Below are 26,718 nucleotides of genomic sequence, written 5' to 3'. Positions count from 1 at the left end.
TCGTTGCTGCTAAGTCAGCAAGGTTAACAAAGTATGCTGATGTAGCTCAGGGGTAGAGCAACGCACTCGTAATGCGTAGGTCGGGGGTTCAATTCCCTTCATCAGCATCAGGACGCAAATATCCTGTAATATCAACGTTTGTCAGCAGTAAGCGGACTTGGAGAGCAGCTTGCAAGAGCAACGCAATCCAGCCTGAAAACAGCTAAAACGTTGGTGCTAATTACGGTGACACGAAGCCTTCTACGAATAATCGTAGGAGGTTTTTTTGTATGGCAGTTGATCCACGTAAGGGGAAAGCAACGGTCGCTAGCAAGCGGGCAATTCAGTCAGAAGGTTCGCGTTCCAGTAAGATTTCACTCTCGCTGGCCTTTGATATGTACTACAATGCTAAGCGAGCAGAAGGGTTGAGGGATCGAACGTTAGCGGATTGTAGAAGCTACTGGCGTTACTTTTTGGAATGGCTTGAGCAGGATCGACCAGAGGTTGTTGAAGTTGACCAGATTACAACAGAGATTGTTCGATCTTATGTCGGTTATATGATGCACGATCATACACGCTACGGTACTGTGGAGTCACGTCAGAAGGACTCGCGTAAGTTATCTCCTGCTACGGTATCATCTAGGCTGCGAGCGGTTCAATCCATGTGTAAGTTCTGGGAAGGCGAGGGGCTGCTTTTGAGCGATCCGGCGGTTAAAATTAAGCCTCCGCGCATGGATGTCAAGGAGAAGCCGATCATAACGGAGGAGGAACTGTCAGCGCTCCTGAGTGCGCCTGACACCGACACCTATGCAGGTTATCGAGACTATGTTCTTATCTTGTTGCTCGTAGACACAGGGTTGCGGATTAACGAAGCCTTGAACCTTCGTGAACTGTATATCGACATGAACGCACGTTGCATACGCCTACCTGCCGAGCTGAATAAGAATCGTAAGCCTCGTATCATACCGTTGTCTGTCGCTGTCCTGCGTGAGCTTATCAAGTTGATGGAAGAGACTCGAAGCTACTTTGATACTGATTTCTGTTTTGTAGCAAACTACGGTGAGCCGCTTAAGGCAGATCACTTTAGAAAAAGACTGCTTCAGCATGCGGGTGACGCTGGAATCGACGTTAAGAAGACACCAGTTACACCGCATAGATTGAGGGATTACTTCTGCACGCAGTATTTGTTGAACGGAGGCGATCTTTTTACCTTACAGCGTATTGTTGGTCATGCGGATATCAAGACGACACAAGGTTACGTGAAGCCTAGTGAACTAGCAATAAAGAATAGCCATGAACAGTTTTCGCCGTTAGCGCGAATAGGAAAGCGAAGATACAAGGTTGAAAAGTAAAGAAATGCTCAATCTCTTACGGGATTGAGCATTTCTTTATTTAGAAGATAAGAGTGAATTATATTCTTAAAATATTATTGAAAGAATATAAAGTTAGTAGCCAGGTTGCTGTAAGTTGAATTAGGATAGACTTGTAAAAGAAGCATTCGATACAAATCATATAAAGTACAAATTTGTTGAAGCTAAGCTACATAAGAACGACTCTTTGAGAAACATCATAAAAATCAAGAAAAAATAAGGAGTGAATAATATTAGCGACATATATAAAGTTTTATGGATTCTTTTATTTCTTATGATTATAACTTTAGTATCAATTTCTTTCTTAAAAAATAAAAGTAGTTTCATTTATATTCTAAAACATTATCTTCTTTATTTTTTTGAAATTGTTGCTAGCTCTATGTTAATTAACTATGTAATAGGGGGATTTAAGGAAGAAAGTACCCTCGTTCTTTTAAAAGATTTTATTTTCTCTTATACAGTATACCAGTTAATATTACTTACTTTTTTTAAGATTAAAGATTCTACAGATACTGATACCCTAAATGCAATGAAAGTTTACTTGGATACTCTCTTATTATATCTGGAATTTGACAAAGAAAATCACCCTCAGCTTATTGAATCAGCAAAGTTAGCTCAGGGAAGTTGTCGCAACAAGAAGCATGTTAGACTTTGGGCACAGATAATTGAGAGTCAAGAAGCGTATGCGAAAAAAATATTGAAAGATGAAGATTATAAATTTTACTTAAAAAACATCATTCTAAAAGTTGAAAACGAAAACAAAACAATTAATTTTTTTTGGATGAACTCCTTGTTGTTAAGAATATTTAAATAACTTGAAGCAATTAAATAAAAATCAGAATGGAAGAGGACTGAATATGAAGGTAACTTATGCGGTCGCTAAGAAAGACGAAAACGGGAATAGAATATATAAAACCGCCGTTGGAACATTTGAAAGAAGTCTAAAGAATGCAGAATTACATGAGCATCCATTTAGATTAACGATAGAAGACGGAGAGAAACGGGTCAGAGTGTTTATTAGTCAAGAAACAGCCGAAGAAAAACCGTTATAAAAGACTGCTACTTATTAAGAAAACAATTAATAATGCACACATCGGCTGGAGAAGAACGAAGCAATCAGTTAGCTGGCCGCTGCTTTGAGAATAGAAAAGTTGGAAGATCATGAGGCTGGCTGAGTGCTGACCTTTTTTTATGATATATTTGTGTAATAACTCATCTGGAGGATGTATATGAAAATAAAGAGCTTTAAATTTAGGAGAAGCGAATCTGGCTTGAAGGATATGTTAGAACAAAGTATAAATATCATTAGAACCTCACTTGAATTGATTGAAAACGAAAGAAGACCTCAAAAAGAGTTTGTGAAAGTAGTATCAGGGCAGTTAAGATTATTATTATTTGAGAATGATAAGAGTCTAATGAAAATACTCTATAAGGACGATTTGAATTTACCGATTATTTCAAATGATTTTAGGGAATTTGACGGCACTAAATTTCTCAATCCTTTAAACATGTTTTCTGATTCAGCTTTGTTAAACCTAGAACAATGGACAGAGCAAGTGATCGCAGAGGCAGAGATTGAAGTACCTTCACCAGAATATCTCACATGTAAGAAATGTTCAGAAAAATTATCACTTAAACATGAGCATGATGCTGTAGAAGTTCGGATTTTATTAGGCGAACCTCAAAATGCTTTTGAATTTCGGTGCAAACATTGTGGTAAATTCTGCGAAACGATAATAGATCAAGATGATCCGCAAAATGTTTTGAATATATCAGCATCAGAAAATATAACTGTTTATTCTTTGCTTCGTTCTTTTGCTGATAAGGGTGGGGGAGCACATGTAGACAAAGAATTGAATTGGTTAAATGTTTTTGCAGTGGAATTAGGGGATCTTTATGTGATTTCTATTGCGAAATGCATACTTTCTTTTCATGAGAGGCAAAGTCTTTAACCAGTATTTGAACGATTTCTGGTCCATTATTCGACTTTCTCGCTGTTATATTTGTATTATAGAAATCGGGCGAGAATGAAGTACACAGCTTCATAGTAGAGCGTAAGAGTACTATACCTCTCAATTGTTCTAAGAAATTTATTTATCTTCTAGCGAGTTGTGATTAACGCGGACATTAAGATGAGATAGTAGTATGTGAAACCTAGTAGAATTATGGTAGAGCATAACATGAAAAGTTCTCCACGTTATCATGTATCTTAACCCGAAAACGAATAGGGGGCTGAGATGTTAAAGTTAGTTTTAGAAAATAAAGACTGGATTTTTTCAGGAATTGGAGTTTTAATAGTATCTTCATTACTAAAATTATTTTTTAATAAAAAGAATATTAATTTCATTTTTGGAAAAATCAAAATTTTGAAAAAAAATACGCAAAATATTGATGACACAAATATTTTAAAATTCAACTACTCTAAAGATAGCGGATTACTTATAATTGGAGAAGAAGATTTTAGTTTTGATACAATGTGGTCTAAAGCAGATGATCGATCTATATATGCATTTAGAGACGGAAGAAATATAAAAGAGATCGGGTACAATCAGAATCATTATATTTTTCCTTCAACAAAAGATTTTGATCAATTTGAAGTTGGGTTTCGAGAGAAGTGTGTGCATGTAGGAGAGCTAATATTATGGCGCAACAGATGGGATAATTACTTAGTTACCAGAGTACTGGATATAAAAGATGATACACGAGGAGCTTTAGAAGACAATCTAACTATAGAATATAAAATATACAAGTAAAATTTTTCAATAAACCTTTTAAGTTAATAAAAGAAGAACGACTATGAAATAAACATTTCATGAAAACAAGATTTAAATTCAAACCATAAATTGAAAGTTCGCTAAAGGTAGTTAGGTATATTGAAAAGAGCCTCTTAAATAGAGGCTTTTTGTTTTATAAAGAGACTTATTCAAAGCTAACGTTGTTATCCTTGTAAGGAGCAAGAATCTTATTTTGAAGAAACTACCCAACTCTCTTCAATGAAGCCATTAGAATCAATGTGAGAGGTATTAGAGCTGCTTAGAATTAAGCTAAGTCTTTGAGATTTATTGAAAAGAAAAAAGCCACCTGTTAAGGTGACTTGGAAGCTGAAATTACTTGAGAATCAAATTGACTTGTTTATTAGCAGCATCATATTTAGCTTCTGCATTTAATCCTAAATCTTTGAAGAGTTTGTTTAAGGGAACTAGATGCTGATTTTCAGTTGCATAATAAGTTACACCTTTACTAGAGTCCTTGTTTGTAACAATCTCGTATGTCTTACTATTAGACGGATTGATCAAACGATAAGATTTTTGTTTTTCAATAATTTCAAGGTATTTGTACCGAGAAGCAAAATAATCTGTTGTGATAAAATCTGCATTATCATTATGTGTTTCGTAAATGATATAGTCCTTTGAAGCAATTGCTACAATAAGATCAATCATTCCAGCATCAAATGAACTGTAAGCTTCACTGCCATCTACGTAGAGCCCAGTCCCCATACTTAGTCCATAGTACTTTCCGTTAACATTTAATTTTAAAGCATCTGAACTTAACTTTGTATACTTATCACTTGTCTGCGTGGGACTTGTAGAACCACTTGTTGCTTGCCCTTCATTCAAAGTAATAGTTCCATTTTTATAATTTACAGAGTAGCCGAATGCCTTTGAAACTTCTCTAAGCGGTAAATAAGTCGTTCCATCAATCACCACTGGCTTAGTGCTGAATTTTTGTTCTGTACCGTTAATCAGTACCTTCAAATTCGCAATGTCTGCTTTCAAACTTCCCGATGCCGCATAAGAAACTCCTGAAAAGAACAAAGAACCGCAAAGAAAACCAGCAACAAGCTTTTTCAAGTGAATTGCTCCCTCTGTATAAGTATATTTACGAAAAGTATTGTACCATCCACTTAGTTCCAAAGATATATTTAAACGGATTTTTCGAGTTAGTCGTGTGAGAAAGAAAAGCCACCAATTAAGGTGACTTTTTTAATATCCCATTACTTTAAAATGTTGTGCAGGAGTTATTTCACCATTCTCTAATAAGCTCTGAATTTTCTTTAACCAAGTTATCTTCCTTGCTATTAATACGTTTTGTCTTGTGAGATTTTGACGATACTGTTTTGAAGTCTGAGAAAGATACGGGAGTTTGTTTTTTAAAGCCTGAAGTTCTTTATCTGGCTCATTAAACTTTTTTGCATAATAAACAAGTTTCTCATAGCCAGTAGCCACTTTTATAACTTTATAAGAAGATTTTTTGTTACTTTCTAAAGTTTGAGTCATTGGAGTTTGTCCTGATACATTCACTGTTGCAAAAGAGGAAAGAAGAGTAGAAACAATAACAAGAGTCATAATCTTTTTCAAAGTTATTCCTGCCTTTCAGATTCTAATCATTAATATAAGTACTTTTATGTTTCGCTAATCTATCATTGATTAAATCTCTTTTTTGTTCAAATTCTTCTTGTGTGATCAATCCATTTGTCAGTAATTGATTCAATTCCTTAATATCGCGAGTAGCAAGGTAAAATGCGGCCTTTGCTTCTTCTTTTTCGTGTTCTTCTTTAGCATTATGCCGATTAAAGTATATAGAAAGTAAAACACATGCAACGGCAGCAAAAAAGAAAAACTTGATGAAGAATGCGGATTCCATTTTAGATGCAATAAGCATGAAAACAAGCATAACGGGGCATAAATAAAATAAACGTTCAAGCTTAAACATAATATCTCCTTTCCCGCTGATTTTCTATTTTAATAATACAATAATATCCTTTTTGCGTATAGTATGATCTTCACTCAATTGAAAATAAAAAATGATAATGATCTAAAAGGAGTTTTCCTTTTGTCAGAAATCATTATTATTAAGCCAATCATAGCTAAAATAATTAAAGGGTTAAGATTAAAGCAGAAGATGAATCAAGAAGATTTAGCAGCAGCATGTAATGTAGATCGTAGTTACATATCGCTTCTTGAACGTGGGAAGACAGAGCCTTCACTAACTAAAATATTTGATATAGCTAAAGCTTTTGAAATCACAGCAAGTCAATTTGTGAAGATGATTGAGCTGGAACAGATGAGAATGAGAGATGTAGAGTGACTTACCCAAAAAACCTTGACTCTTAAGTAAAGAGTCAAGGTTTTTTAAAATGTAAAAGAGAGTTTATTATATACTTGACAATTTACATATTTTGTGTTATAATAAATTATATGTATTTTAATTAATAGGAGGATAATTTATATGAATAGTACTAAGTTTTTTTATGCTTATAATAAACAACTTATAAAGTATCTGCGATACGATCATGTGCCTAATATCGAATGGAACTGTAAAGGGCTACATCCACGTAGCCAAATGATGTTCTGGCAGTTCACAAGAACACCAGAACTGGAAGCAGCACTGACAGAGTTTTCTAAGAAATCAGAGTAAACCGTTACCCCGATGCAACCCTATTTTTAGGTGTGCCGATGCCCCATTTAAACCCTAAAAATAGATGTCCCGATGCTCCAAATCAACCCTGATTTTAGGGCTTAAACGGGGCAATATTAACAGAATACCTTTAACAGAAAACTAACTAACAGAAAGATGATCGCTAACGCGAGTTAGTTAATTTGCTACACAAATGTTTTAAGAACAACACATTAAGAGGAGAATGCTAAATATGAGTAAGACAAAGAGAACTAGTGAAGGATTCATCAAATTTTATAATTGTTTTATGGAAAATACTAATTACAAACTATCGCCAGAAGAATGGTATTTCTATAGTTTACTTCATGCTAGATGGTCAGTTTTTTTAGATTGCACAGAACTAAGTATATCTAAACTAACAAGAGTACAAACTATTTATAATGATAAACAAGCTTCAAAAAACTATCCGAAAGTTTGGAAGCAAGTTGAAGTATTAAGAGATAAAGGAGTCATTGAATTAGATGTTAAAGAGGTTAATGGAAAGATCGATTTCAAAGAAGATATGAAAGTGTATTTCGTTAAGCTAATGACAGATGAAAGTGAAAAAGAATATGGTCATGAGCAAATATTTAAAAATGTATATGATCTTTCAACCAATCCGATTGAACTTTACTTCTTATGTATCCTGAAAAGATTTGAGAGTAGTGGTTTTAGTAAGAACATGAATGGGTTAGCAAAATTACTTGAATGTGATGAGAAGACAGCACAGAAAGCAATTAATGCTATGTCTAAGAAGAAATTGATTTCCTATGAACCAAGTAAGAGGTTTCAAAACGGTAGTGGGAAATTTGCAAGTACATCTAACACATATCACTTGTACAGCTTAAAGGAAGAAGTAAAAGTAGTAGCTATACAAGAACAGAAAGTAGAACAAAAACCAAAGCAAGCAGAAAATAAGCCCAAGAAAGAATTTAAAGCTTTAACAGAGTGGGGAAATTGGGGTAATGCAGGGAACTTAGACAATGTTGACTTTGATTTATACGTAGCAAATAAGGAGAATTCAGACTTTATGAAAATTGCTGAGAATAAAATCAATCGAATTACCCGTGACGGCTCAAATAATAATGCTAAATATATAATCGACAAAAACATTGAAAATGCTGAGAAACGTGCTAAATCAAAAGAACAAGCTATGGTACAACAAGTAAAAGAGAAGAAAGAAGAAGAACAAATTAAAACTATCAAGAATAGTAACTCAACATTCATTCTCGTAGATAGAGAGTTGCAGAAATTAAATCCTAATGATCTTAAAATGGATGATACATTGGTTTGGGTTGGAGAGAAATTTGTTTCTGGTGGCTATAGACAAGATGATTTGGCGAAACAATGTGTAAGAGACCTGATAAGTTCTCATTCTCAAAAATTAAGAAAGGAAACTATTCAAGAGATTTTAGAACACCTTAAAAAAATTATTAAAAGTCAACCTTTTAACGCTGATGCAGTAAAAGAGTTTAAGCAATTTCGTGATGATCTTCTTAAACAAAAAAATGATGGAAAAAGTAATGAAGAGGATTGGGAGGGCGATATTTGGCGAGGTGAACGGAACCAAACCAAATTCGAACGTTTTCGTCGAGATAATCGCAAAAGAGACTCTAAAGATATAAGCCATTTTCTATAAAAGCTAACAACGAGTAAATGATAAAGGGGAATTTCAAATGAGTAATCAAAACTAAACTAAACAAGACATACGAAAGTACAGGACTTAAGACAATCAAAGATGTATTTGGAATGAGAATGGTATTATCCGTTTTGATAGCGTCTATAATTTTTATGTTCCTATTTATTGCTTTAATTATTTAAATAGCAGCAGGAGTGAATTAAGTATGAATTAGATAGAAGGAGGGTTAAAGAAATTATCATTTCGTAAAGAGATGTATGTTAAATATAAGTTTAACGTGTGATTTAGGCATGATACGCCAAAAGTAACAGAGGAAGCATTTCTAAAGAAGGTTGATCTTAAAACGATGGACACGTTTATTAGGTGGGAAAAGAGTCAGGAGTTTAAGAATATCGCAACTTTGATTCTATCCAGTAAACAGGCAAACGATCTTGTCGAAATCTACGACAAGGTAAAGGCAAAAGTATCAGGAGATAACCTGATTACAAAGTTGTAGAGACCATTTTAAAATTCACGAGTGAAATTGATCAACACGCTAAGGAAGCTCGCTTATACTTTGGTGAAAAGAAAGAAGATGAAGAAGACGATGGATTAGAATTGTAAACATAACAAAAAGCCGTAAGAGAATAGTTCCCTTACGACTCGTTGACCGATGCTTTCGGATTTGTAATTCATGATAAATCAAATACATCAGTTAGGCAAGATAGGGCAGTCCATTGGGCGCTGCTCTTTTTTGCATTGTAAGGAAGGTAGAATACATGGCAGTACAAGCAGCAGTTAATTAAAAAAATTGAAGATGGTCATAAGTGACTTCTCGTTATTTACGAAGAATTGTCAATTCAAATGTAACAGTTTCTTCTAAAATGATTTCTATGTGAAGTTCTAACCCAACTATTTATGAGATTGATTTGTACTGAAGTGAAATGCCTATTTGAGCCATGCTACTAAGACGAATAAGGGTCTACAATGTAAATAAGTTATATTTCTACGTTCAATTAAGTTAAAAAGAGTGGAGTATATGATGAGGGGGTCTTTATAGAAGGTAGCATAGTAATTTTATTTTATACGAATCCAGTTAAGAGCCTTTTTAGATTCAGCTCGAGGTGTTGCACTTCGTTTTATAATCGTCAAATATTAAAAGCGTCTTTGTGTTTGATGCTTTAAATTGCTTTATATACCGCAGTCACTTCCCAACATGTTTTAGTGTTAGATAGGCATTTTAATATCTTAATAATTTTCTTTATGCATAAGGTGTCTTGATGAATTTCTTTATTACTTCGATGAGAAATAATGACAGAAAAACTTGGTTTTATCTATAGTTAGATAACAAAGATTTTGGTTGAATTCTTATTCATTAAATTTATCGCTTTATTTTTGATTTCAAAAAATCACTTTCCTGATTCACCTGCAATTGAAATTATTATTAAAATTCAAAAAATGTATGCTTAATAAACTAAAGTTGTGCAGAACTCTTATAAAGTGAAACTACAGAACCATTTATAACTAAAATATCAATATATCTAAAGCTTATTGATATACGAAATCAGATTGTAAGAGTGACTAAATTTGAAAGAAAAGAACTAATGATTTAAACAAGTATTTAAGTGTTTAGATTTCATTATTTAAAAATTCAAGTTTTTATAGGACGTCTATGCTAAAAAAAACCAGGCATTTATGACCAAATTAGGATTTTTAGATCAAAAATAAGTTTTTAATGGAGGTAATATGATCTATACTATGAATTATTACACTTATAGTTAGGAGATAAGTTATGACGAAACTTCCAAGCCCTACGGGGAAACAGGCAGAGGTTTTAGCTATGCCAGAAAAAGGCCATTTTGTGGTTTTAGGTACAGCAGGAAGTGGCAAAACGACATTGGCAATATACCGTGCTATATACCTTGCAAAAACATTTTGTGATCCTGGAGAAAAAGTTTTGCTTGTTACGTTCAACAAGGCTTTAGTAACTTTTTTAAAGGCAATTTCAAAAGGGCTTATGAAAAATGTAGAAGTAGAAAACTATCACCGATTTGCTCGTGGCTATTTAGCTTATCGTAATAAGATGGGAAGAAAAGATATCACTCCACCTTATTCTAATCAATACTTCACGAAAAGTGATTTGATTAAAATAGCATATGAATTAATTCAGACAGAAAACCCTGGCATAACTACTTTAGAACGCCCTATTGAAATATTTGCTGAAGAAATCAATTGGATTCAAAAGCACGGTATTACTACTCTAGAAGAGTATGAAAATGTAGAAAGAGCTGGACGTTCAAGTACCAGAATCAGTAGAAACACAAGGAAATATTTTTATATGGTGTATGACAAATATCTTGAATTAAGAATTAATAAAGGTTACAAGTACGATATGGAGGACTTAGCATTTTATGTTCGAGAAGAACTAAAAGTAGATAATACTAAGCGTCGGTATAGACATATTATCATTGATGAAGGACAAGATTTTTCTCCTGTGATGCTTCAATCTTTAGCTTCGGCTATACCTGATAATGGAAGTCTCACTTATTTTGGAGATGTTGCTCAACAGATTTATGGAAGTAGAATTTCTTGGAGATCAGCAGGATTTAATAACCCGAGAATATGGAAGTTCGAAGACAACTACAGAAATACTAAAGAAATTGCAACTCTAGGATTGGCAATTTCAAAAATGCCTTATTTTAAGGATGATGTAGATTTAATTGAACCTAAATTCCCTCGTGCCTCTGGTCCATTACCTGTATTATTACAATTTAATAATGAAGAAGAAGAGATAGAATATATATTAAGTCAAGTCCCTAATTTTATTACTACTCAAACAGCAGCTATACTTGTGAGAGATAGAGAGACATTACAAAGGTTCAGACAACATCTCTTTTCCAGAGGTATTGCTGCAAAAGAATTGAGTGGAGATATGACCACTTGGGATTCTAACCCAGGAATTTCAGTAGGTACATACCATTCTGCAAAGGGCTTAGAATTTGATATAATTATGATGCCTTTTTGTAATGAAAGTAGGCTCCCAGCAGAAGAGCGGATTCTTGCCCTAGGTTCAGAAGAAGAAGCAAGCAGTGAAGAAATTAAACTTTTGTATGTAGGAGTTACTAGAGCAAGAACTGGCCTACTTATTTCTTATAGCGGAAATATAACAAAGTTGCTTCCTTCTGATGAAAATTTATATCAGGAGCTTGATTCTAATGAATAATATTAAAAGCGAGATTTCTCAAAGAGGCATTACTCGGCTTTGTCATTTTACTAAAGTGAATAAGTTGTTGCACATTGTTAGAAATGAATCAGGTGTTGTAGCTAATGCATTTTTACAGGATCAACTTGATTTGTTGGATAAAAATGATCTTTTGAGGTTAGATGGAAGAGAGGACTATATTTGTTGTTCGGTAGAGTACCCTAATACTTGGTACCTGAGAAGGATAAAAAATAATGACCCTATATTCAAAGACTGGGTGGTACTGTTGTTGAATCCTGATTTAATGGTAAAAGAGACTACACTATTTTGCCATAGAAATGCAGCTGCCAATCGAGGAGAGTACGTGAAAGCAGGAGAAACAGGATTTAGAGGTATGTTTAATAATCCAGTACAAGGAAGGAGTACAATTTATCGTTCTAGGGATATGCTGGCATGTTGCCCAACAGACGGTCAAGCTGAAGTTCTTATATACCAAAACATAGCTCTATCAGATATTATTGGTATTGCAGCCCCTACCAAAGAACATGTTAGAAAGATAAAATCAATGGTAAGTCTAATACCAGATGCACGCCAAAATTTTGAGTGGATAGTCGCGCCTGAGCTGTTCGATGTCAACTGGAATAATATTATTCGTACAGGGCGTCGACCGACCGAGACTCCATATCTAGAGGAGTGATTAAATGCCCGATCGAGCTAAAATACATTTTATAGACAAAAAAATCGGTTGTTTTCTTGGCGCTGCCGTAGGAGATTCATTAGGTTGGCCACAAGAAGACAGAGGCTCTAAAATAGAGAGCATTATTAAACCACAGTTAGGGTTTCAACGTTGGACAAGAAAATCTGGGGGACAATACTACTCGCACAATGAGGAGATTTTAGAAGGATCGTACAGTGATGATACACAATTGATACTTTCTACAGCTAGAAGTCTTAGATACAGTAATTGGTTTTCTCATTTTGTAAGAGTTGAATTGCCTTCTTGGCCTTTATATGAAAGAGGTGGTGGCGGGGCAACTAAAAGAGCCGCTCAAACTTGGAGTAATGGAAGCACACCATGGAACATTGAAAAGCAAGGTATCGAAAAAGTTAAGAACTATTTCAATGCAGGTGGTAATGGGGTGGTAATGAGAATACTTCCACATGCGATGTTGCCTAAAAAAAATATAGAAGAAATAGCTAGTCAAGTATTTTTAAACGGTATATCAACTCATGGACATCCAAGGGCACTGCTAAGTGCAATAATGTATGCTTTCTCTCTGAACTATTTGATGAAAAAAGATAATGTATTAGGTTATGGCGAGATAGTTGATTACCTAATTGAAACTAAAAACGAATGGGGGAAGCAACCGACTCTTAATAATATGAATGATTGGATAGATGCTGCTAAAGTTTCTACAAACGCGAGATATGATATATTATGGAGTCAAACTTTAATAGAGTTGATGGATGGTTTAGAAATTGCTAGAATTTCTTTAAAAAGAGGGATTCTTGATAATGAGAGAGAGACTCTTACGAAGTTGTCTTGTTTTGATAAGAAAACAAGAGGTGCAGGAACTGTAGCAGCTTTAGTATCAATCTACATGGCCTCAAAGTATGCTTCCAATCCGTTAAAGGGTCTACTTGAAATTTCGTTTTTAAAAGATACAGATGCAGATACTAATGCGTCATTGGTAGGTGCTTTGTTTGGAGCAATTCATGGAACAGAATGGATTACGCCGGATTGGTTGATAGTACAAGATTTTAACTACATAAGAGAGCTTTCAAATGCTCTTGAGCTGGAAGAAAACCTTGATACCAAACCAAAATTATGGTCGTTTTCTGACAACAAGCGTATAAAAGAAAAGTTACCTCAGCTAAATATTAATGAAAAAATACACATTGGTCCCTTTAATGATGCTAAGTTGGTTAAGATTATTAATCATAAATCCAATGTAAAAAACGTGATTGCAAAGTCTTATAAGTTTGAGACAACAGATGGACAAACTATTTATCTTAAAGCAATTAACAAACAAAAAGTAGTGGAATCAATTAATAGAAGTATTCCAGTGCCATCAATTGCTTCAAAAGAAGAAGTTTTAATCGATAAAAAAGAGAAACATGAAAGTCCTGTTCAATTCTCAATAGAAGATTTAGAAAGACTTTTGTTAATAATGCCATCCAAAATGTATGCAAGAAAATTCATTTCAATAATTATAGAAATTCTAAAGAGTCCGTTGCTTAACCGCATTAAAACCGGAAATGAAAAAGAAATATCAGAATTTTGTTCTCGGTTCATTCAGAAAGGTATAAGCGAGAATGATATCTTGAAAATTGTTGAAATAATTATTAAAAATCGTTAAAAGTAAAGCACTCTCTTTTATAAGAGAGTGCTTTAATTATTTAAACCTAAAAAATATTATCTCTTATAAAAATATACTATGTTATAAGAGACGATACGTGATTTATTTATATAAATAGTAATTATTTGGAGCAATCTACAAACCCAACGATCTTGAAAATTTTTCTTTTTAAAATATATGTAAAATTATGTTTTGAATATATATTAGAAAATATAAGAATGGATTGGAAATAATTAGGACTAAATATTATTTTGGAATTACTCTCCCCTACGTGTGAGCGAAAATGTGAAAAGATAAGAAGCAATAAGCAGGAGACAATTTTAAGCCATAATGACACTTGAAAATAAAGGTATTATTTTTGGTAGACTAAAGAAAGAAACAACTAAAAAGCTTGAAGAAGTCTACAAAATTGGTCTAAAGTATAATACATTTAACGCATAGTTAAGAAGCCTAAGAAATATAGTGAAGGAGGAGGAGTATGAAGAACACTGGTTTACCGTATGAGACCCTTACTATGCAAATATTTAATGCATTCTTAAATCAAAATGAAGTTGAGAATATAAAACTCAAGCATAACATTACCTTACAAGGAAAAACGACCACTCACCAAATTGATATTTATTGGGAATTCGAGTTAGCTAACGATATAAAATATTCTACTATTATACAAGCTAAAGATCAAAAGTCTAAGATAAATAAAGGGCAAATGCTAGCTTTCTCTGCTGTATTAAATGATCTTCCTAATCAACCTAGAGGTGTATTTGTAACACGAACAGGCTATCAAAAAGGCGCTAAAGAAGTAGCGGATTCAAATGGTATACAATTGTATACTCTTGCAGAGCCTGAAGAAAGTTTTTGGGATGGTTCTATCAAAACTGTATCTTTTCATATGACAGCATATGTTCCGGGAATGAAAGACTTTAAACCTATCGCAGATAAAGAGTGGATAGAACAAGAGTGTGAAAAAAAAGGGATTCCTTCAGATCAATACATTAGTTACTCAGGTAATACTGAGAATATTTTTTTAGCAGATAAGCATTTTAAAAGATTATGTTCACTCGCTGATTTGATTAATAACTATCATTCTCTTTTCCAAGAAGAGTTTGTAGAAAAAGAAGTTAGAGAAATGTTTAAAGAAGAAACTTTTTTAGAAGCTAACTTTGATAATTTCAAATATGTGAAACTGAAAGGGCTTGTAATAACTTTAACCAGAAAAGCATATAAGAATGATTTTTCAGTTGATCTTACAGATTTAGTAGGGTATATATTGAAAAATCTCAGTCGTGATAAAGAGCATATATTTGATAAAGGCTACAATCTTAAAAAGAAAGAGAATGAATAATTAAGCTGGAAATAAACGAGCTAAAAGAATTCCTAAGCTTATGTAAAAATACGGGGTTAGTTTAAATCTGAAAAAGACCTAAGAACATGTTTTAATCTCTAAGCACACCTGGTCGGCGATACTATCGACTTATTTCACCTTAAAATTTAAGACATACGACTGAAGAATTATTGTATAATGAAATTAACGTAGGGCTTCGTGAAAAGCGTTGGTCCTCGCATGAACGGCTGTAGCGCGCCATTCTTGAGCTGATGTAGCTCAGGGGTAGAGCAACGCACTCGTAATGCGTAGGTCGGGGGTTCAATTCCCTTCATCAGCATCATAAGAAAGCAGGAAAGACGCGGGTTTCGGGAAACTGGGACTCGCGTCTTTTTTGGTTCGTCTACCATTCATCTACCGTCCGCCTAATCTTTAGTCGATCAAAGCAGCCTTTCCGGATCAAGAATGGAATCAAGAAACGATGAGAATCAGCTTTAATTTTATTTATTTTTTTATGCGAAAAATGCCGAATAATTATCTGCATTCCGGGTAATTTTTAGATGTGGCGTCGCCACACGGTCAAACCACAACCTAGGTTGAGGAACGGAAGAGGCTCAGACGGGAAACCAGCGCTGAGCCTCTCTTCTTTTTAAATCACATACATATTCAACGATTTCTCTCGCCTTCCTCTGACTTCTTCGATAAAATCCCTAAATAATCGACAAATTGTGCCGTAATATATAGAAAGAAAGTAACTCGGCAACAAGACTTCAATCGATCGAAAAGGTGAGGGACACAGTGAGAACAGCGACGGGCGATCGGAAAAAGGGGCATGAAGACGGGCTTTTCAAAACAAAAGGCAGGGTCAGTTTGCGTGCGCTGTTTTCCGGCCTCGTCATTTTGACCTTCTTGATGACGCTTGTCATTACGCTGTTTGCTTCGTATCGTTCGGAGCAACGGCTGCTGGAAGACCGGACATTGGAAGCCAATTTCCGGGAGTCGGAACGTGTGGGACATGCCATGAATTTATTGTTTGTCTCGATCGGCAAGAGTTTGTCCGCCTTCGCCGGCGAATTCGCCGAGATGGCGGTGCTTCGCGCGTCGACCAGAACGCAAGACGAACTGCGGTTGCTCTATGATAGCGGAGGTTATTTTGCCGAAGTGTTCGCGGCCGGGGCGGACGGAAAACTTATTGCGACGTACGAAGGAGGCAAGCAGGGCGGCAAAGCGATGGATATCGACGCGGCCGTCATGAACGAAGCCCTCGGCGCAAAGCTTCAGTTTCAGTCGCAGCCTTATCGGGATGTTCACGGCGGCGTGGCGATCATGATTACGGAACCGATTTTTACCGAAAAAGGCATTTATCTGGGCATCATCGGCGGCGTGCTTCATTTGGAATCTCCTAACGTGCTGGGCGGATTGTTCGGGGAAAATCAGATCGATGCGAGCGGATCTTATGCTTACATCGTCGACGCGAAAGGAAAACTGGCCTACCATCCGGATAAAAGTCGAACGGGTCAGGATGTCGCCGATAACCCTGCGGTTATGCATTTGCTTCGCGGAGAAAGCGGAAAGCAGAAGCTCATAAATTCGCAAGGAGACATGTACCTGGTCGGTTACACCTATGTCCCGGCGACGCGCTGGGGCATTGTCGCGCAGACGCCGACCAGCCTCATTACGGCGCAGCAATTGGAGCAAATGCGGGGAACGCTGCTTGTGGTATTGGGGCCTTTTCTCATCTTGGCCGCTTCCGCGTTGTTCCTGGCACGCCGCTTGGCGGCGCCTTTCGTATCGTTGGCCGACTTCGTGGTTCGGGCAGCCGATCGTCCGCAGGACGAAGCCATGCCTTCCGTCAGGCGCCACTGGAACCGCGAAGCGGATCTGCTGAATCGGGCCGTCATGCGCACCGTGCGCGAGATGAAGCGGCAGAACCGCGATCTGAACGATTTCGCGTTAAAAGATCCGCTGACCGGACTTTTGAACCGACGCGCGCTGGACGAAGTGTTGGAAAAGATGGAAGGCGACAACCGTCCGTTTGCATTGCTGTTGATCGATATCGATCGCTTCAAGTCCGTCAACGATCGTCACGGTCATTCGGCAGGCGATGAAGTATTGCGGAGCGTGGCGCGTACCCTGGAAGAAACGGTGGGTAATCGGGATCTATGCGGTCGTTACGGAGGCGAAGAGTTTATCGTTCTGCTTCCGGGACGGAATTTGCCGGAAACGTACGAGATGGCGGAACGCCTTCGGCTGGCTGTTGCCGCGCACGAGAATGCGCTGCGCATCCCTGTTACCTTATCCATTGGGGGAGCGATCAGCCCGATGCAATCCACGCGGATCGATGATTTGTTCGAGCTGGCGGATCGTGCGCTGTATCGGGCGAAGGAGAGCGGTCGCAATCGGGTGGTCGTATAGAATTTTCGCCGTTTAAAAAGAACGCGTGTTTCCCGACTGCGGGAATCAACGCGTTCTTTTTGCTGCATATCCGTCTTCGAAGCTCATTCCCCGCCACCTCCGCCGCCGTCTCCGCCGCCGGAATCGCAGCTGCCGCCGTCATGCGAAAAGGAATGGGAGTCGTTGCAATGATTCGAGGAGTGATGATTGCCGTAATCCCCGGAATAGCCGCTGCCCGAGTCGTGCGTGAAGCCGGAGCGATAACCTCTGCGCGAACGCGATTTGTTTCGGTTGGGATTAAGGGCGGATATCAACAAAACGACAGGGACGAAAATCAATAAAATCCAGAAGAATGTCATGCGGTAGCCTCCTTTAGTGGGTAAAAAATTAAGAGAGGAAACGAGCGATCCGCTTCCGCTCCTTGCTTCATATACGCGCGGAAAGAAAAGAAAGTTCGTTTTTTTGAAAAAAAGATGAAGACGCTTTTTTGGGGGCGTACGAAGCTTGAGTTCGCGTTTCGACGTATTGACGTGCATCCGCGGGAAAAGCAACGAAAGAGAGCGACTTTGGTCCCGGAAACCCGTCGTTACGAGGATGAGATGTCCCAGCAGTTCGCAACGGAACAGGACATCCCGCTCATTTCCGCCAAATGTTCTCGCGATATCCCCGTCAGATGTGATAAAATACATACGAAGAAAAATGAGAACGTATGATCTGTTTTTTTGAGGAGGAACGTCATGACGATCGAGATGATCAAGCCGCCTGCGGAAGTATTGCATGAGCGGGAATTGGCCGCGTTGGCCGCAGAAGGGCTCGGTAAACGCCCGCCGAATTGGAAGCTGTCTCCTGCTGCCGTACGAGACTTTTTGATCGGACGCGAGAAGCCTATTGACCTGGATGGAGAAAAGATACATATTACACGGAAGTTTTACGGCAACGACGTTCTGATCGAGCGCGCGGTCGTGACGCTGGCCGGCAACCGCGGACTCATGCTGGTCGGCGAACCGGGCACGGCCAAAACGATGCTGAGCGAGCTGCTGTCGGCGGCGATCTCGGGCACTAGCACCAATACGATTCAAGGCACGGCAGGCACGACGGAAGATACGATCAAGTATTCCTGGAACTACGCCATGCTGCTGGACAAAGGACCTTCCGAAGCCGCGCTTGTGCCGTCTCCGCTGTATCAGGGAATGAAGCACGGCTTGATCACCCGCTTCGAGGAAATCACCCGCTGTCCTTCGGAAGCGCAGGACAGCCTGATCAGCATCATGAGCGATAAAGTGATGAACATTCCGGAGCTGGCGGACGGCGTGCTGTTCGCAAAACCGGGCTTCAACGTGATCGGGACGGCGAATATTCGCGACAAAGGGGTCAACGAGATGAGCAGCGCGCTCAAGCGGCGCTTCAACTTCGAGACCATCCGCCCGATCGAGAACGTCAAAATGGAAGCGAAGATCATCGAATCGCAAGCATCCAACCTGCTCAGCCACAGCGGCGTGGATATCGAGGTGGATCCGGGCGTCGTGGAACTGCTGGCGACCACCTTCATCGAGCTGCGCACCGGACGCACGCGCGAAGGCTATAAGATCGAGGTTCCCCAGGCGGTCATGAGTACGGCCGAAGCGGTATCCGTTTACGTCCAAAGCGCGATGACTTCCTACTACTATGAGGAAGGCGGTTTGTCGATGGAGCGGCTGGTGCAAAATATGCTCGGAACCGTCGCGAAGGAGAGCACCAAAGATTTGAGCGTGCTCAAAGCTTATTTCTCCAAAGTCGTCAAGGAACGCGCACGCACGGAAAGTCTATGGGACGCGTATTACAAGGAGAAAAAATGGATCGGCTGAATCAAGCGGCGGAGAGCGAAGAGCTTGCGCTGCCTCCCGATACGGAAGCAGAGCTGGCGAAGCTTAATGCCGTATTTGCGGAAAAAGTGTTCGATCTGAGCGGCCCGGTCGTACATTTCCCTATTCGGCACCATAGTCCGGCTTGTTCGTATCATCTGCTGCGTACGTTTGAAGCTTATCAACCGGACATCGTGCTGATCGAAGGGCCGGAAAGCGGAAATCCGTTGATCCCCGTACTGGCCGATCCGGCTACCCGGGCGCCGGTCAGTCTGTATTACGGGTATGAAGACGAGAACGGGCGCGGCTCCTGCTATTTCCCGATGTTGGACTATTCGCCGGAATACGCGGCGATTCGGGAAGCGTCGGCACGCGGCATACCTGCGCGGTTTATCGATCTGGATTACCGCGGACGGCGGGAAACGACGGAAGAGGGGGGCAAAGCGTCCGCTCAAGACGAAGCATTGCTGGCCAATTCGGACTTTATCGGTCGGCTGTGCCGAACCAGCCGCGCGCGCAGCTTCGACGAATTGTGGGAGCGGGCTTTCGAGGTCGGGGGCTTGAACCGGGATACCCGCGAGTTTGTCCGAAGCGTGTTCGCGTACTGCACGTTATCGCGCATGACTTATTCGTCTGAACGGTTAGCGTCGGAAGGCGATCTGGAGCGGGAACTCCGGATGCGGGAGCATATCCAGGCAGCGCGCGCCGAGTATTCGCGCATATTGGTCGTAACCGGCGGCTTCCATACTTACGGGCTGATCGTTGATGAAGCGGAGGAAGTTCCGGAATCGTCAGCTCGGGGCAAAGCAAGCGCTTCGGAAGACGTCCGTACGATCCGAACAGATCGAGACGCCCAAACAAGCCCCCGAAAGGCTGAGGTTATTCGCAAGCAAATGTATCCGATGGTGTTCACGTTCGAAGAAGCCGATCGATTGAACGGTTACGCCAGCGGCATGCCGCATGTCGGGTACTATGACCGAACCTGGGAGTTGATCGCCAAAGGGGAGACCAAGCCTTACGACCGGACGGGACTGGAGCTTCTGTCCCTATTGGGCAAAGAGCTTCGGGGAGAATCCGAAGCGGTATCGACCGCGGACGGCATCGAAGCTTACGGCATGATGCAGGGTTTGGCGGCGCTTCGGAATAAAAGCCAGGGCGGCGCCTATGAGCTGATCGATGCGGTAACGGCTTCGTTTATCAAAGGCGAACGTACGCTGGCTTCGGATCGCCCGCTGGAAAAGTTGCTCGGTTTGATGACCGGCGACCGAATCGGGGAAGTCGCGCCGAACGAGTTCGCGGTGCCGATCGTGGAGGACTTCAAAAAGCGTGCCGCGGCCTGCCGCCTGAACGTGCAATCGACAGGCCGGCATCGCCGGACGCTCGAGCTTTACGCCAAGCCCGCGCATCGCGAAGCGAGCCGGCTGCTGCATTGCGCCGAGTTTCTCGGTTCGGAATTCGCCAAGCGCGAATCCGGGCCGGATTGGATCGCGCGGCGCGACATGAACCTTGTGCGGGAGACTTGGAGCTATTCGTATTCTTCGCGAACCGAAGCGCGTTTGATCGAAAATTCGATCTACGGCGGAACGGTTGCGGAAGCAGCCGAAGCCCGGATCGTCGAAGAGCTGGACAACATTCCGGAGCATCATAGCGGCGAGGTCGCCTTACGGCTGCTGCGGGCGCTGGTCATGGGGCTGGAAAAGCTGTCGTCGCGGTTGTTCGAACGGCTCGAATCCGCTTTGCGTCAAGACGGCAGCTTCCTGTCGCTGTGCGATACGCTCGACAATCTGGACCGTATTCGCTCGCACCGCAGATTACTGGGCGTAGCGGACGAAGCGAGGCTTCGCCGACTGGCGAACGAAGCTTATGCGGCCTCCGTATCGCGATTGGCCGGACTGAACGGTCTGAATCCCGACGAGCAGCCGCAGGCGGTGGAAGGGCTGAAGCTGCTTTATATGCACGCCGTCGGGCGCATCGGCAATGTCGAAGGCGCATCGGCAGCCGACGAGAACTTCCGGGACCGTTTGAACGAGCTGTTGGCGGTATCCGATCTGGCTCCGCGGCTGGAAGGAGCGGTCGCTGCCGTTCTTGTCCGCCTCGGCGAGCGGGAACGAAGCGAAATCTCGAATCGGGCACGCGCTTATATGCAGGGTTCGCCGGACCAGGCGGTCAAAAGCGCCGAGTATTTGCAGGGCGTGTTCGCATTGGCGCGGGATGCGCTGATGCAAGACGACACATTGATCGCCGATCTTAGCGCGCTGCTGGAACGTCTGCCGCATGAAGAGTTTCTGCGCATGCTGCCGGAGCTGCGGTTGGCCTTTACCTTTTTCACGCCGCCAGAGACGTCGCGCATCGCGGCGAAAGTTGCCGGGTTGCACGGCATTCCGGCGTCAAGCTTGGAGAGTCCCGCCGTCGATGAGCGTACGCTGCGTACGGCGCGGGAGCTGGATCGGGCGATACGGGAGGAGTTTGAATCATGGAAACCGGAATGAGCGCCGAGACGCTGAACCGTTGGCGGTTGCTGCTCGGTCCTGCGGCGGACGAGGCGCTCGGCGAGACGGAGAGCTACGCCGCGGAAAGCTTCGCTTACCGGGAGCTGGACGAGCTGCTCGATTATCTGTATGACCGCGAATACGGCGAAGAACAGGGGTATCGGCGCAAGCAGGCGGGCCGCGGAGGCTCCAATCTCACCGTTCCGGGCTGGCTGGGCAAGGTGCGCGAACTTTTCCCAAAAGAAACGGTCGAAATTTTGGAAAAGCAGGCGCTGGACCGTTACGGCTTGAGCGAGCTGCTGACCGATAAAGCCGTGCTCGAATCGCTGGAGCCGAACATGAACCTGCTGAAAAATATTTTGCAGTTCAAAGGACGAATGAAAGGCGAAGTGGTCGCGAGCGCCAAAGAGATTGTGCGCCGGGTCGTCGAGGATCTGCGGCGCAAGCTGGAGTCCGACGCCAGAGCGAGCATTGTCGGCAAACGTAACCGTTATACATCCGGACATGTTCGCACGCTGCGCAATCTCAACATGAAGAAGACCATTTCCCGCAATTTGAAAAACTATGATCGCGAGAACCGGCGTTTCGTCGTGGATCGGCTTTATTTCGACGGACGCGTTCAGCCTTACAACAAATGGCATGTCATCATCGCGGTGGACGAAAGCGGAAGCATGCTGGATTCGGTCATTTACAGCTCGGTAATGGCCAGCATCTTTTACCGGTTGAATTCGCTCAAGACCAGCCTGTTCGTTTTCGATACTCAAGTCGTCGATTTGAGCGGAAGACTGGAAGATCCGGTCGACGTGCTGATGAGCGTGCAGCTCGGCGGAGGCACGCATATCGCCAAAGCGCTGCGCTACGGCGAGACGCTGATCGAAAACCCGGGGCGCACCTTGTTTATTCTCGTGAGCGATCTGGTAGAAGGCTATCCCGTTTCCCGGATGTACCGCGCGGGAAAAGATATTCTGGACGCGGGTTCCCGTCTGCTGGTGCTGACCGCGCTCGATTTTGAAGGCCACGCGATGTACGACGAACATGCGGCGCGCACGTTTGCGGATATGGGAGCGGAGGTCGCGGCGCTGACGCCGGACGCTCTCGCCGAATGGATCGGGCGTATCGTTAACTAAACTTTATTTTTAGGAGGCTTACCCATGAGTTTGCAAAACCATACGGTTGATCCCTTGATCGAGAAATTCGCCAAAGCCTGCTCGGACGATTATTCGCTCGCGGTAGATCGCAAAGATTCGATTATCGATTATGTAACGGGAGTGTCGGAAGAGTTTCCGGACATGCTCACAGGTTCCAATCGGTATCTGTATCGTACGATCGACGCGCTGGAAAAGCTGGGTCGGAGCGAAAAAGGAGAAGTCTTTTTCCGGGCCGCGGCGGTTCTGCTGCGCACGATGGGCAACGGCGGATACGGGTATCAGGAAAATGCGCTGTACCGGGCTTGCACGGACGAATTGTTGGTCGGCATCAACTTGGGCGCGCGCCAAATCCACGATGTGGAAGACCGGATGGAAAAGTCGCTTCAACGTCTTCGCTTGATGCATACGTACGTGGGAGCCGAGCATGTCGAGAAAATGTTCCGTTCCCGAATCGGCTCCATGCAACAGAACGGCAAATCGGTATCGCCGCTGGAGACGAGTGCGGACACGCTGGTGCTGCTGAAGCTGTATGCGCAGATTGATTCGGCATTTGCGGACGAAATGATCCTGAAGCTGCCTCATTCGATCCAAGCTCTGCTTGCCGGTGATGCCGAACGTCTGCGCAAATATCTGCTCAAGGCGATTGAACCTCTGGCGATCCGTCAGCTTCCGCTCAAGGACACGCTGACGCAGCTTGATCTTGCGCCCGATTTTGTGGAAGCCAGACGATCAGCGCTGAGAGCGCGCCTATTCCCGGATTCGACGCTCGATCCGAACGAGCAGCTTCGCCGGGAGCAGCAAAATGCCGTATTAACGCAGCTGCGCATGGCCTTTTATTACATGCTGCTGCTTAACGGCGGCAAAGAAGGGCTGCTGAAATCGTCGTCGGAGCTTGATTCGGCCGTGCTGGATCTGGTGCGCGACGTGCATGAGATTCTTCCGCTGGAGATGCGTGCCGAGCTGCTGTTGATGGAAAATACGGGCAAGGACCCGGATCTCGTACTGGACGGCGTCGTCCGTACCGATGAACCGTTCGCCTTGATCGCCACGCTCGCACGGGAGATCGACAGCTATATGCCGGCTTGGAATATGCTGCGTGCCGAACTGGTCAAAGACGCCGAGCGTGCCCGGTATCTCTTCTCCATCCTGCGCCGTCCGATGCTCAAAGCTTACGTATACCGCGTGTTACTGGATGAAGGAGCCGCACCGGAGAGCGAAGGCGGCATCGAGAAGTTGGTGCTTGAAGCGTTGGCCGACAAGCTTCACGGCAATATTCTCGGTCAAAGCCTGGCGAAATATTTGGCCGGAGAGCTTTCGTTCGAAACGTACGCCAAGCACAAGCCTTCCCATGCCTGGGACGACGTCAGGGGCAACGACACGCGACGCCGCAATCTGCTGATTGCGGTCACTTTCCTGCCTGAAGACTCGGAGTTGTACGCCAAATTCGTCAAAGTTGCCGGACATCCCGAGATCGGGACGGCGTCTTTCCTGTCGTATCTGTATCAGTCTCCGATGTTCAACGGCGAGAAGCTGCTGGCGCGGGTTGAGGCGGATCCGGATGTCGACGGCGAACGCCTGCTGCTTCGTTTGCTGCTGCTGAACGGACTGAACCAGTATTATTATGCCCGCGTTCCGGAGGAAGAACTGCGGAGCATTATCCGGCACCGTCTGCCGGCCAGCCTGGACTTCTATAATGATCTGCAAGGCGAAGTGCGGCAGACGGTCCTGGAGACGGCTCTGTCGGTCAGCGAAGAAGAGAACGGGGAGCTGCTGATTCAAGCGCTGCGCATGGGCCTTGGCGATTCGTCCAAACGTTCCCGCGAGATTGCGCGTGCCGAGCTTATTCGCCGTCCGGACAAGGATCTGTACGTGAAGCTGTATCTGGCCGAGAAAAAAGCCGGCGTTCGCGAAGTCGTGATCGACCTGCTGCGCGGAATCGAGGGAGAAGGCGAAGCTTATGAGCAGCTGTTGAAAAAAGAAAAGTCCGCGGCGTTGAAAGCTCGTTTGCAGGCTTTGTCCGATACGCTGGGCAAGCCTGCCGAATATGCGCATGCCGCGCTGGCCGAACACGCCGATGCCAAAAAGCTGGCCCGCCTATCTTGGTTGTCGCTCGATCGGCTGCCTGAGCTTCGCGGGAAAGACGGACATAAGCTGGCTGACGGAATCAAGTCTTACGTGCTGACGGAATCCGTTGATTTCGCGTCCGAGCCGAATCCTCGTCTGGACGAGGTCGCCGAGTATGCGGATCATGCGTCGCTTGCCGCGTTGACGATCGAGGTTCTGCGTATATGGATCGACGCTCAGGCTCCGGCCAAAGAAAAGTGGGTACTGCCCCTTGCGGCTCGTTTCGGCGGCCGCGACGTGATCGATCTGCTCGGCCGTCAGATCAAAGACTGGGCGGAAAGCAGCCGCGGCGCGATTGCCGCTGATGCGGTACGCGCTCTGGCTTTCATGAACGATACGGCGGCGCTGATGACGATCGACCGGTTGGGACGAGCGATCAAGAACCGTCAGGTCAAGGGAGCGGCCGAAGAAGCGCTGCAACTGGCCGCCGAGAATCAAGGCCTGACCAAGGATCAACTCGCCGACCGACTGATCACGACGCTTGGTTTTGACGAGAAAGGCGAGCTTGCGCTGAGTTACGGAGAACGTTCGTTCACCGTCAAAGTCAGTGCCGATCTTCAACTGTCCGCCGTGAACGACGAGACGGGCAAAGCGGTCAAGAGCTTGCCCGCGCCGGGACAAAAAGACGATGCGGCGCTTGCCGCACAATCCAAATCCCGGTTTGCCCAGCTCAAAAAAGACCTCAAAACGATGGTCGGCATCCAGGCGCAGCGTCTGGAAGAGTCTCTCTCCAAGCAGCGTTTGTGGACGGCGTCGGAGTGGACGGATTTATTCGTGAACAATGTAGTCATGCGCCGCTTCGCGGTGGGTCTGATCTGGGGCGTCTACAAAATCGGCAGCGAAGAAACGACGATCGCAGACACGTTCCGTTATATGGAAGACGGCACGTTCAATACGGTGGACGAGGACGAATACGAATTGGCGGAGACGGCGAAGATCGGTCTGGTGCACCCGCTGGAACTCGACGCCGAGACGCTTAGCGCTTGGAAAACGCAGCTGGAAGACTACGAGATCGTGCAGCCGTTCATCCAGTTGAATCGCCCGGTCTATTTGCCGGAAGAGGATGATTTGGAGCGCCGCACCTACAGCCGTCTGCCGGAAGGCGAATATTCGCCGACAGGTTTCCCGAAAGCGCTGGAAAAATACGGATGGGTCAAAGGACGTGCGCAGGACGGCGGATTCTACAACGAATTGTTCAAGTCATACGGCAAACTGATGGCGCGCCTGAACTTCAGCGGCACGAGCATCGCGTACTACGAAGGCATGGAGGACGTCTCGCTGGAAGAGCTTGAGTTTTTCAACAACAAAGGCGACGACTATTACTATACCTCCGCAAGCGGCCATCTGATGAAAAACGTACCGAACCGCGTATTCAGCGAGACGGTCTACGATATTCTGCGCGCGACCGGACAGTAATCCCGGCATGGGGCGAAAAG

At 43.2% G+C, this 26,718-nt stretch carries 21 protein-coding genes and 2 tRNA genes; 19 read left to right on the top strand and 4 right to left on the bottom strand.

Translation table 11 applies throughout. The features are described from left to right. The first annotated feature begins 35 nt into the window (after window positions 1-35). The 6 genes from HRQ63_RS15505 to HRQ63_RS15480 all read left to right on the top strand — a co-directional run bounded on the left by HRQ63_RS15505 (window position 36) and on the right by HRQ63_RS15480 (window position 4,102). Window positions 36-107, top strand: a tRNA-Thr gene (locus HRQ63_RS15505). Between the two features lie 162 nt (window positions 108-269). After that, complete coding sequence (locus HRQ63_RS15500) at window positions 270-1,331, top strand: tyrosine-type recombinase/integrase (protein WP_172245355.1); 1,062 nt, start codon at window positions 270-272, stop codon at window positions 1,329-1,331. A 241-nt stretch (window positions 1,332-1,572) separates the two neighbouring features. Next, complete coding sequence (locus HRQ63_RS15495; RefSeq protein WP_172245353.1) at window positions 1,573-2,163, top strand: hypothetical protein; 591 nt, start codon at window positions 1,573-1,575, stop codon at window positions 2,161-2,163. A gap of 43 nt (window positions 2,164-2,206) precedes the next feature. Next, on the top strand, window positions 2,207-2,401 hold the full coding sequence (locus HRQ63_RS15490; protein ID WP_172245351.1) for a hypothetical protein: 195 nt from the start codon (window positions 2,207-2,209) through the stop codon (window positions 2,399-2,401). Window positions 2,402-2,578: 177 nt separating this feature from the next. Then, window positions 2,579-3,301, top strand: coding sequence for a hypothetical protein (locus tag HRQ63_RS15485; protein WP_172245349.1), 723 nt, complete (start codon window positions 2,579-2,581; stop codon window positions 3,299-3,301). Window positions 3,302-3,586: 285 nt separating this feature from the next. Further along, a complete protein-coding gene (locus HRQ63_RS15480) occupies window positions 3,587-4,102 on the top strand; it encodes a hypothetical protein (RefSeq protein ID WP_172245347.1) in 516 nt (171 codons plus the stop codon). Between the two features lie 354 nt (window positions 4,103-4,456). Here the strand turns inward: HRQ63_RS15480 and HRQ63_RS15475 are convergent, their stop codons facing one another. From HRQ63_RS15475 to HRQ63_RS15465, 3 genes are all read right to left on the bottom strand, one after another. Continuing rightward, window positions 4,457-5,200, bottom strand: coding sequence for a stalk domain-containing protein (locus HRQ63_RS15475; RefSeq protein ID WP_172245345.1), 744 nt, complete (start codon window positions 5,198-5,200; stop codon window positions 4,457-4,459). 132 nt (window positions 5,201-5,332) lie between these two features. Continuing rightward, window positions 5,333-5,707: a hypothetical protein gene (locus HRQ63_RS15470; protein WP_172245343.1), complete on the bottom strand. Its 375-nt coding sequence runs from the start codon at window positions 5,705-5,707 to the stop codon at window positions 5,333-5,335. Window positions 5,708-5,729: 22 nt separating this feature from the next. After that, window positions 5,730-6,062: an SHOCT domain-containing protein gene (locus HRQ63_RS15465; protein WP_172245341.1), complete on the bottom strand. Its 333-nt coding sequence runs from the start codon at window positions 6,060-6,062 to the stop codon at window positions 5,730-5,732. Between the two features lie 120 nt (window positions 6,063-6,182). On the opposite strand from HRQ63_RS15465, the gene HRQ63_RS15460 reads away from it, so the two are divergent. From HRQ63_RS15460 to HRQ63_RS26280, 9 genes are all read left to right on the top strand, one after another. Continuing rightward, entirely contained in the window at window positions 6,183-6,437 is a 255-nt protein-coding gene (locus HRQ63_RS15460; RefSeq protein ID WP_229714218.1) for a helix-turn-helix domain-containing protein, read from the top strand. Between the two features lie 141 nt (window positions 6,438-6,578). Continuing rightward, window positions 6,579-6,767, top strand: a complete 189-nt coding sequence (locus HRQ63_RS15455) for a hypothetical protein (RefSeq protein ID WP_172245338.1) — start codon at window positions 6,579-6,581, stop codon at window positions 6,765-6,767. A 232-nt stretch (window positions 6,768-6,999) separates the two neighbouring features. Beyond that, window positions 7,000-8,424: a hypothetical protein gene (locus tag HRQ63_RS15450; RefSeq protein WP_172245336.1), complete on the top strand. Its 1,425-nt coding sequence runs from the start codon at window positions 7,000-7,002 to the stop codon at window positions 8,422-8,424. 1,771 nt (window positions 8,425-10,195) lie between these two features. Continuing rightward, complete coding sequence (locus tag HRQ63_RS15445; RefSeq protein ID WP_172245334.1) at window positions 10,196-11,626, top strand: 3'-5' exonuclease; 1,431 nt, start codon at window positions 10,196-10,198, stop codon at window positions 11,624-11,626. Further along, window positions 11,619-12,302: a DarT ssDNA thymidine ADP-ribosyltransferase family protein gene (locus HRQ63_RS15440; RefSeq protein WP_229714217.1), complete on the top strand. Its 684-nt coding sequence runs from the start codon at window positions 11,619-11,621 to the stop codon at window positions 12,300-12,302. Before HRQ63_RS15445 ends, HRQ63_RS15440 begins: the two co-directional genes overlap by 8 nt. A 4-nt stretch (window positions 12,303-12,306) precedes the next feature. Then, the gene (locus tag HRQ63_RS15435; RefSeq protein ID WP_172245330.1) at window positions 12,307-13,965 is read left to right on the top strand and encodes an ADP-ribosylglycohydrolase family protein; all 1,659 of its coding nucleotides are present in this window, start codon (window positions 12,307-12,309) and stop codon (window positions 13,963-13,965) included. A 478-nt stretch (window positions 13,966-14,443) separates the two neighbouring features. Next, on the top strand, window positions 14,444-15,307 hold the full coding sequence (locus HRQ63_RS15430; RefSeq protein WP_172245328.1) for a restriction endonuclease: 864 nt from the start codon (window positions 14,444-14,446) through the stop codon (window positions 15,305-15,307). Window positions 15,308-15,554: 247 nt separating this feature from the next. Further along, window positions 15,555-15,626: transfer RNA gene (locus tag HRQ63_RS15425), tRNA-Thr, on the top strand. 458 nt (window positions 15,627-16,084) lie between these two features. Further along, window positions 16,085-17,701 (top strand): sensor domain-containing diguanylate cyclase, encoded by a 1,617-nt coding sequence (locus tag HRQ63_RS26280; RefSeq protein ID WP_172245326.1) that lies wholly within the window; start codon window positions 16,085-16,087, stop codon window positions 17,699-17,701. Between the two features lie 83 nt (window positions 17,702-17,784). Here HRQ63_RS26280 and HRQ63_RS15415 read toward each other — a convergent pair whose 3' ends face one another. Then, complete coding sequence (locus HRQ63_RS15415; RefSeq protein ID WP_172245324.1) at window positions 17,785-18,039, bottom strand: hypothetical protein; 255 nt, start codon at window positions 18,037-18,039, stop codon at window positions 17,785-17,787. Between the two features lie 384 nt (window positions 18,040-18,423). Here HRQ63_RS15415 and HRQ63_RS15410 point away from each other — a divergent pair, with 384 nt between their 5' ends. From HRQ63_RS15410 to HRQ63_RS15395, 4 genes are read left to right on the top strand one after another with little or no spacing between them, the layout of a single operon-like run. After that, on the top strand, window positions 18,424-19,524 hold the full coding sequence (locus HRQ63_RS15410) for an ATP-binding protein (RefSeq protein WP_229714252.1): 1,101 nt from the start codon (window positions 18,424-18,426) through the stop codon (window positions 19,522-19,524). Continuing rightward, window positions 19,512-22,010 (top strand): DUF5682 family protein, encoded by a 2,499-nt coding sequence (locus HRQ63_RS15405; RefSeq protein ID WP_229714216.1) that lies wholly within the window; start codon window positions 19,512-19,514, stop codon window positions 22,008-22,010. The genes HRQ63_RS15410 and HRQ63_RS15405 overlap by 13 nt, the downstream gene beginning before the upstream one ends. Next, a complete protein-coding gene (locus tag HRQ63_RS15400; protein ID WP_172245320.1) occupies window positions 21,995-23,137 on the top strand; it encodes a VWA domain-containing protein in 1,143 nt (380 codons plus the stop codon). The genes HRQ63_RS15405 and HRQ63_RS15400 overlap by 16 nt, the downstream gene beginning before the upstream one ends. Window positions 23,138-23,161: 24 nt before the next feature. Continuing rightward, the gene (locus HRQ63_RS15395; RefSeq protein WP_172245318.1) at window positions 23,162-26,698 is read left to right on the top strand and encodes a DUF4132 domain-containing protein; all 3,537 of its coding nucleotides are present in this window, start codon (window positions 23,162-23,164) and stop codon (window positions 26,696-26,698) included. Window positions 26,699-26,718: the final 20 nt, after the last annotated feature.

This window comes from Saccharibacillus endophyticus (genome assembly GCF_013185185.1).
Lineage (GTDB): Bacteria > Bacillota > Bacilli > Paenibacillales > Paenibacillaceae > Saccharibacillus > Saccharibacillus endophyticus.
Note: the sequence above shows the minus strand (reverse complement) of the source record. Positions and strands in the feature narration are given on the sequence as shown.

Bases quoted from the DNA above. Each gene is read 5' to 3' on its own strand.
- HRQ63_RS15400 (WP_172245320.1), top strand. From the start codon at position 21,995: ATGGAAACCGGAATGAGCGCCGAGACGCTGAACCGTTGGCGGTTGCTG.
- HRQ63_RS15435 (WP_172245330.1), top strand. From the start codon at position 12,307: ATGCCCGATCGAGCTAAAATACATTTTATAGACAAAAAAATCGGTTGT.
- HRQ63_RS15415 (WP_172245324.1), bottom strand. From the start codon at position 18,039: ATGACATTCTTCTGGATTTTATTGATTTTCGTCCCTGTCGTTTTGTTG.
- HRQ63_RS15445 (WP_172245334.1), top strand. From the start codon at position 10,196: ATGACGAAACTTCCAAGCCCTACGGGGAAACAGGCAGAGGTTTTAGCT.
- HRQ63_RS15465 (WP_172245341.1), bottom strand. From the start codon at position 6,062: ATGTTTAAGCTTGAACGTTTATTTTATTTATGCCCCGTTATGCTTGTT.
- HRQ63_RS15480 (WP_172245347.1), top strand. From the start codon at position 3,587: ATGTTAAAGTTAGTTTTAGAAAATAAAGACTGGATTTTTTCAGGAATT.
- HRQ63_RS15440 (WP_229714217.1), top strand. From the start codon at position 11,619: ATGAATAATATTAAAAGCGAGATTTCTCAAAGAGGCATTACTCGGCTT.
- HRQ63_RS15485 (WP_172245349.1), top strand. From the start codon at position 2,579: ATGAAAATAAAGAGCTTTAAATTTAGGAGAAGCGAATCTGGCTTGAAG.
- HRQ63_RS15490 (WP_172245351.1), top strand. From the start codon at position 2,207: ATGAAGGTAACTTATGCGGTCGCTAAGAAAGACGAAAACGGGAATAGA.
- HRQ63_RS15500 (WP_172245355.1), top strand. From the start codon at position 270: ATGGCAGTTGATCCACGTAAGGGGAAAGCAACGGTCGCTAGCAAGCGG.
- HRQ63_RS15405 (WP_229714216.1), top strand. From the start codon at position 19,512: ATGGATCGGCTGAATCAAGCGGCGGAGAGCGAAGAGCTTGCGCTGCCT.
- HRQ63_RS15455 (WP_172245338.1), top strand. From the start codon at position 6,579: ATGAATAGTACTAAGTTTTTTTATGCTTATAATAAACAACTTATAAAG.
- HRQ63_RS15450 (WP_172245336.1), top strand. From the start codon at position 7,000: ATGAGTAAGACAAAGAGAACTAGTGAAGGATTCATCAAATTTTATAAT.
- HRQ63_RS15395 (WP_172245318.1), top strand. From the start codon at position 23,162: ATGAGTTTGCAAAACCATACGGTTGATCCCTTGATCGAGAAATTCGCC.
- HRQ63_RS15430 (WP_172245328.1), top strand. From the start codon at position 14,444: ATGAAGAACACTGGTTTACCGTATGAGACCCTTACTATGCAAATATTT.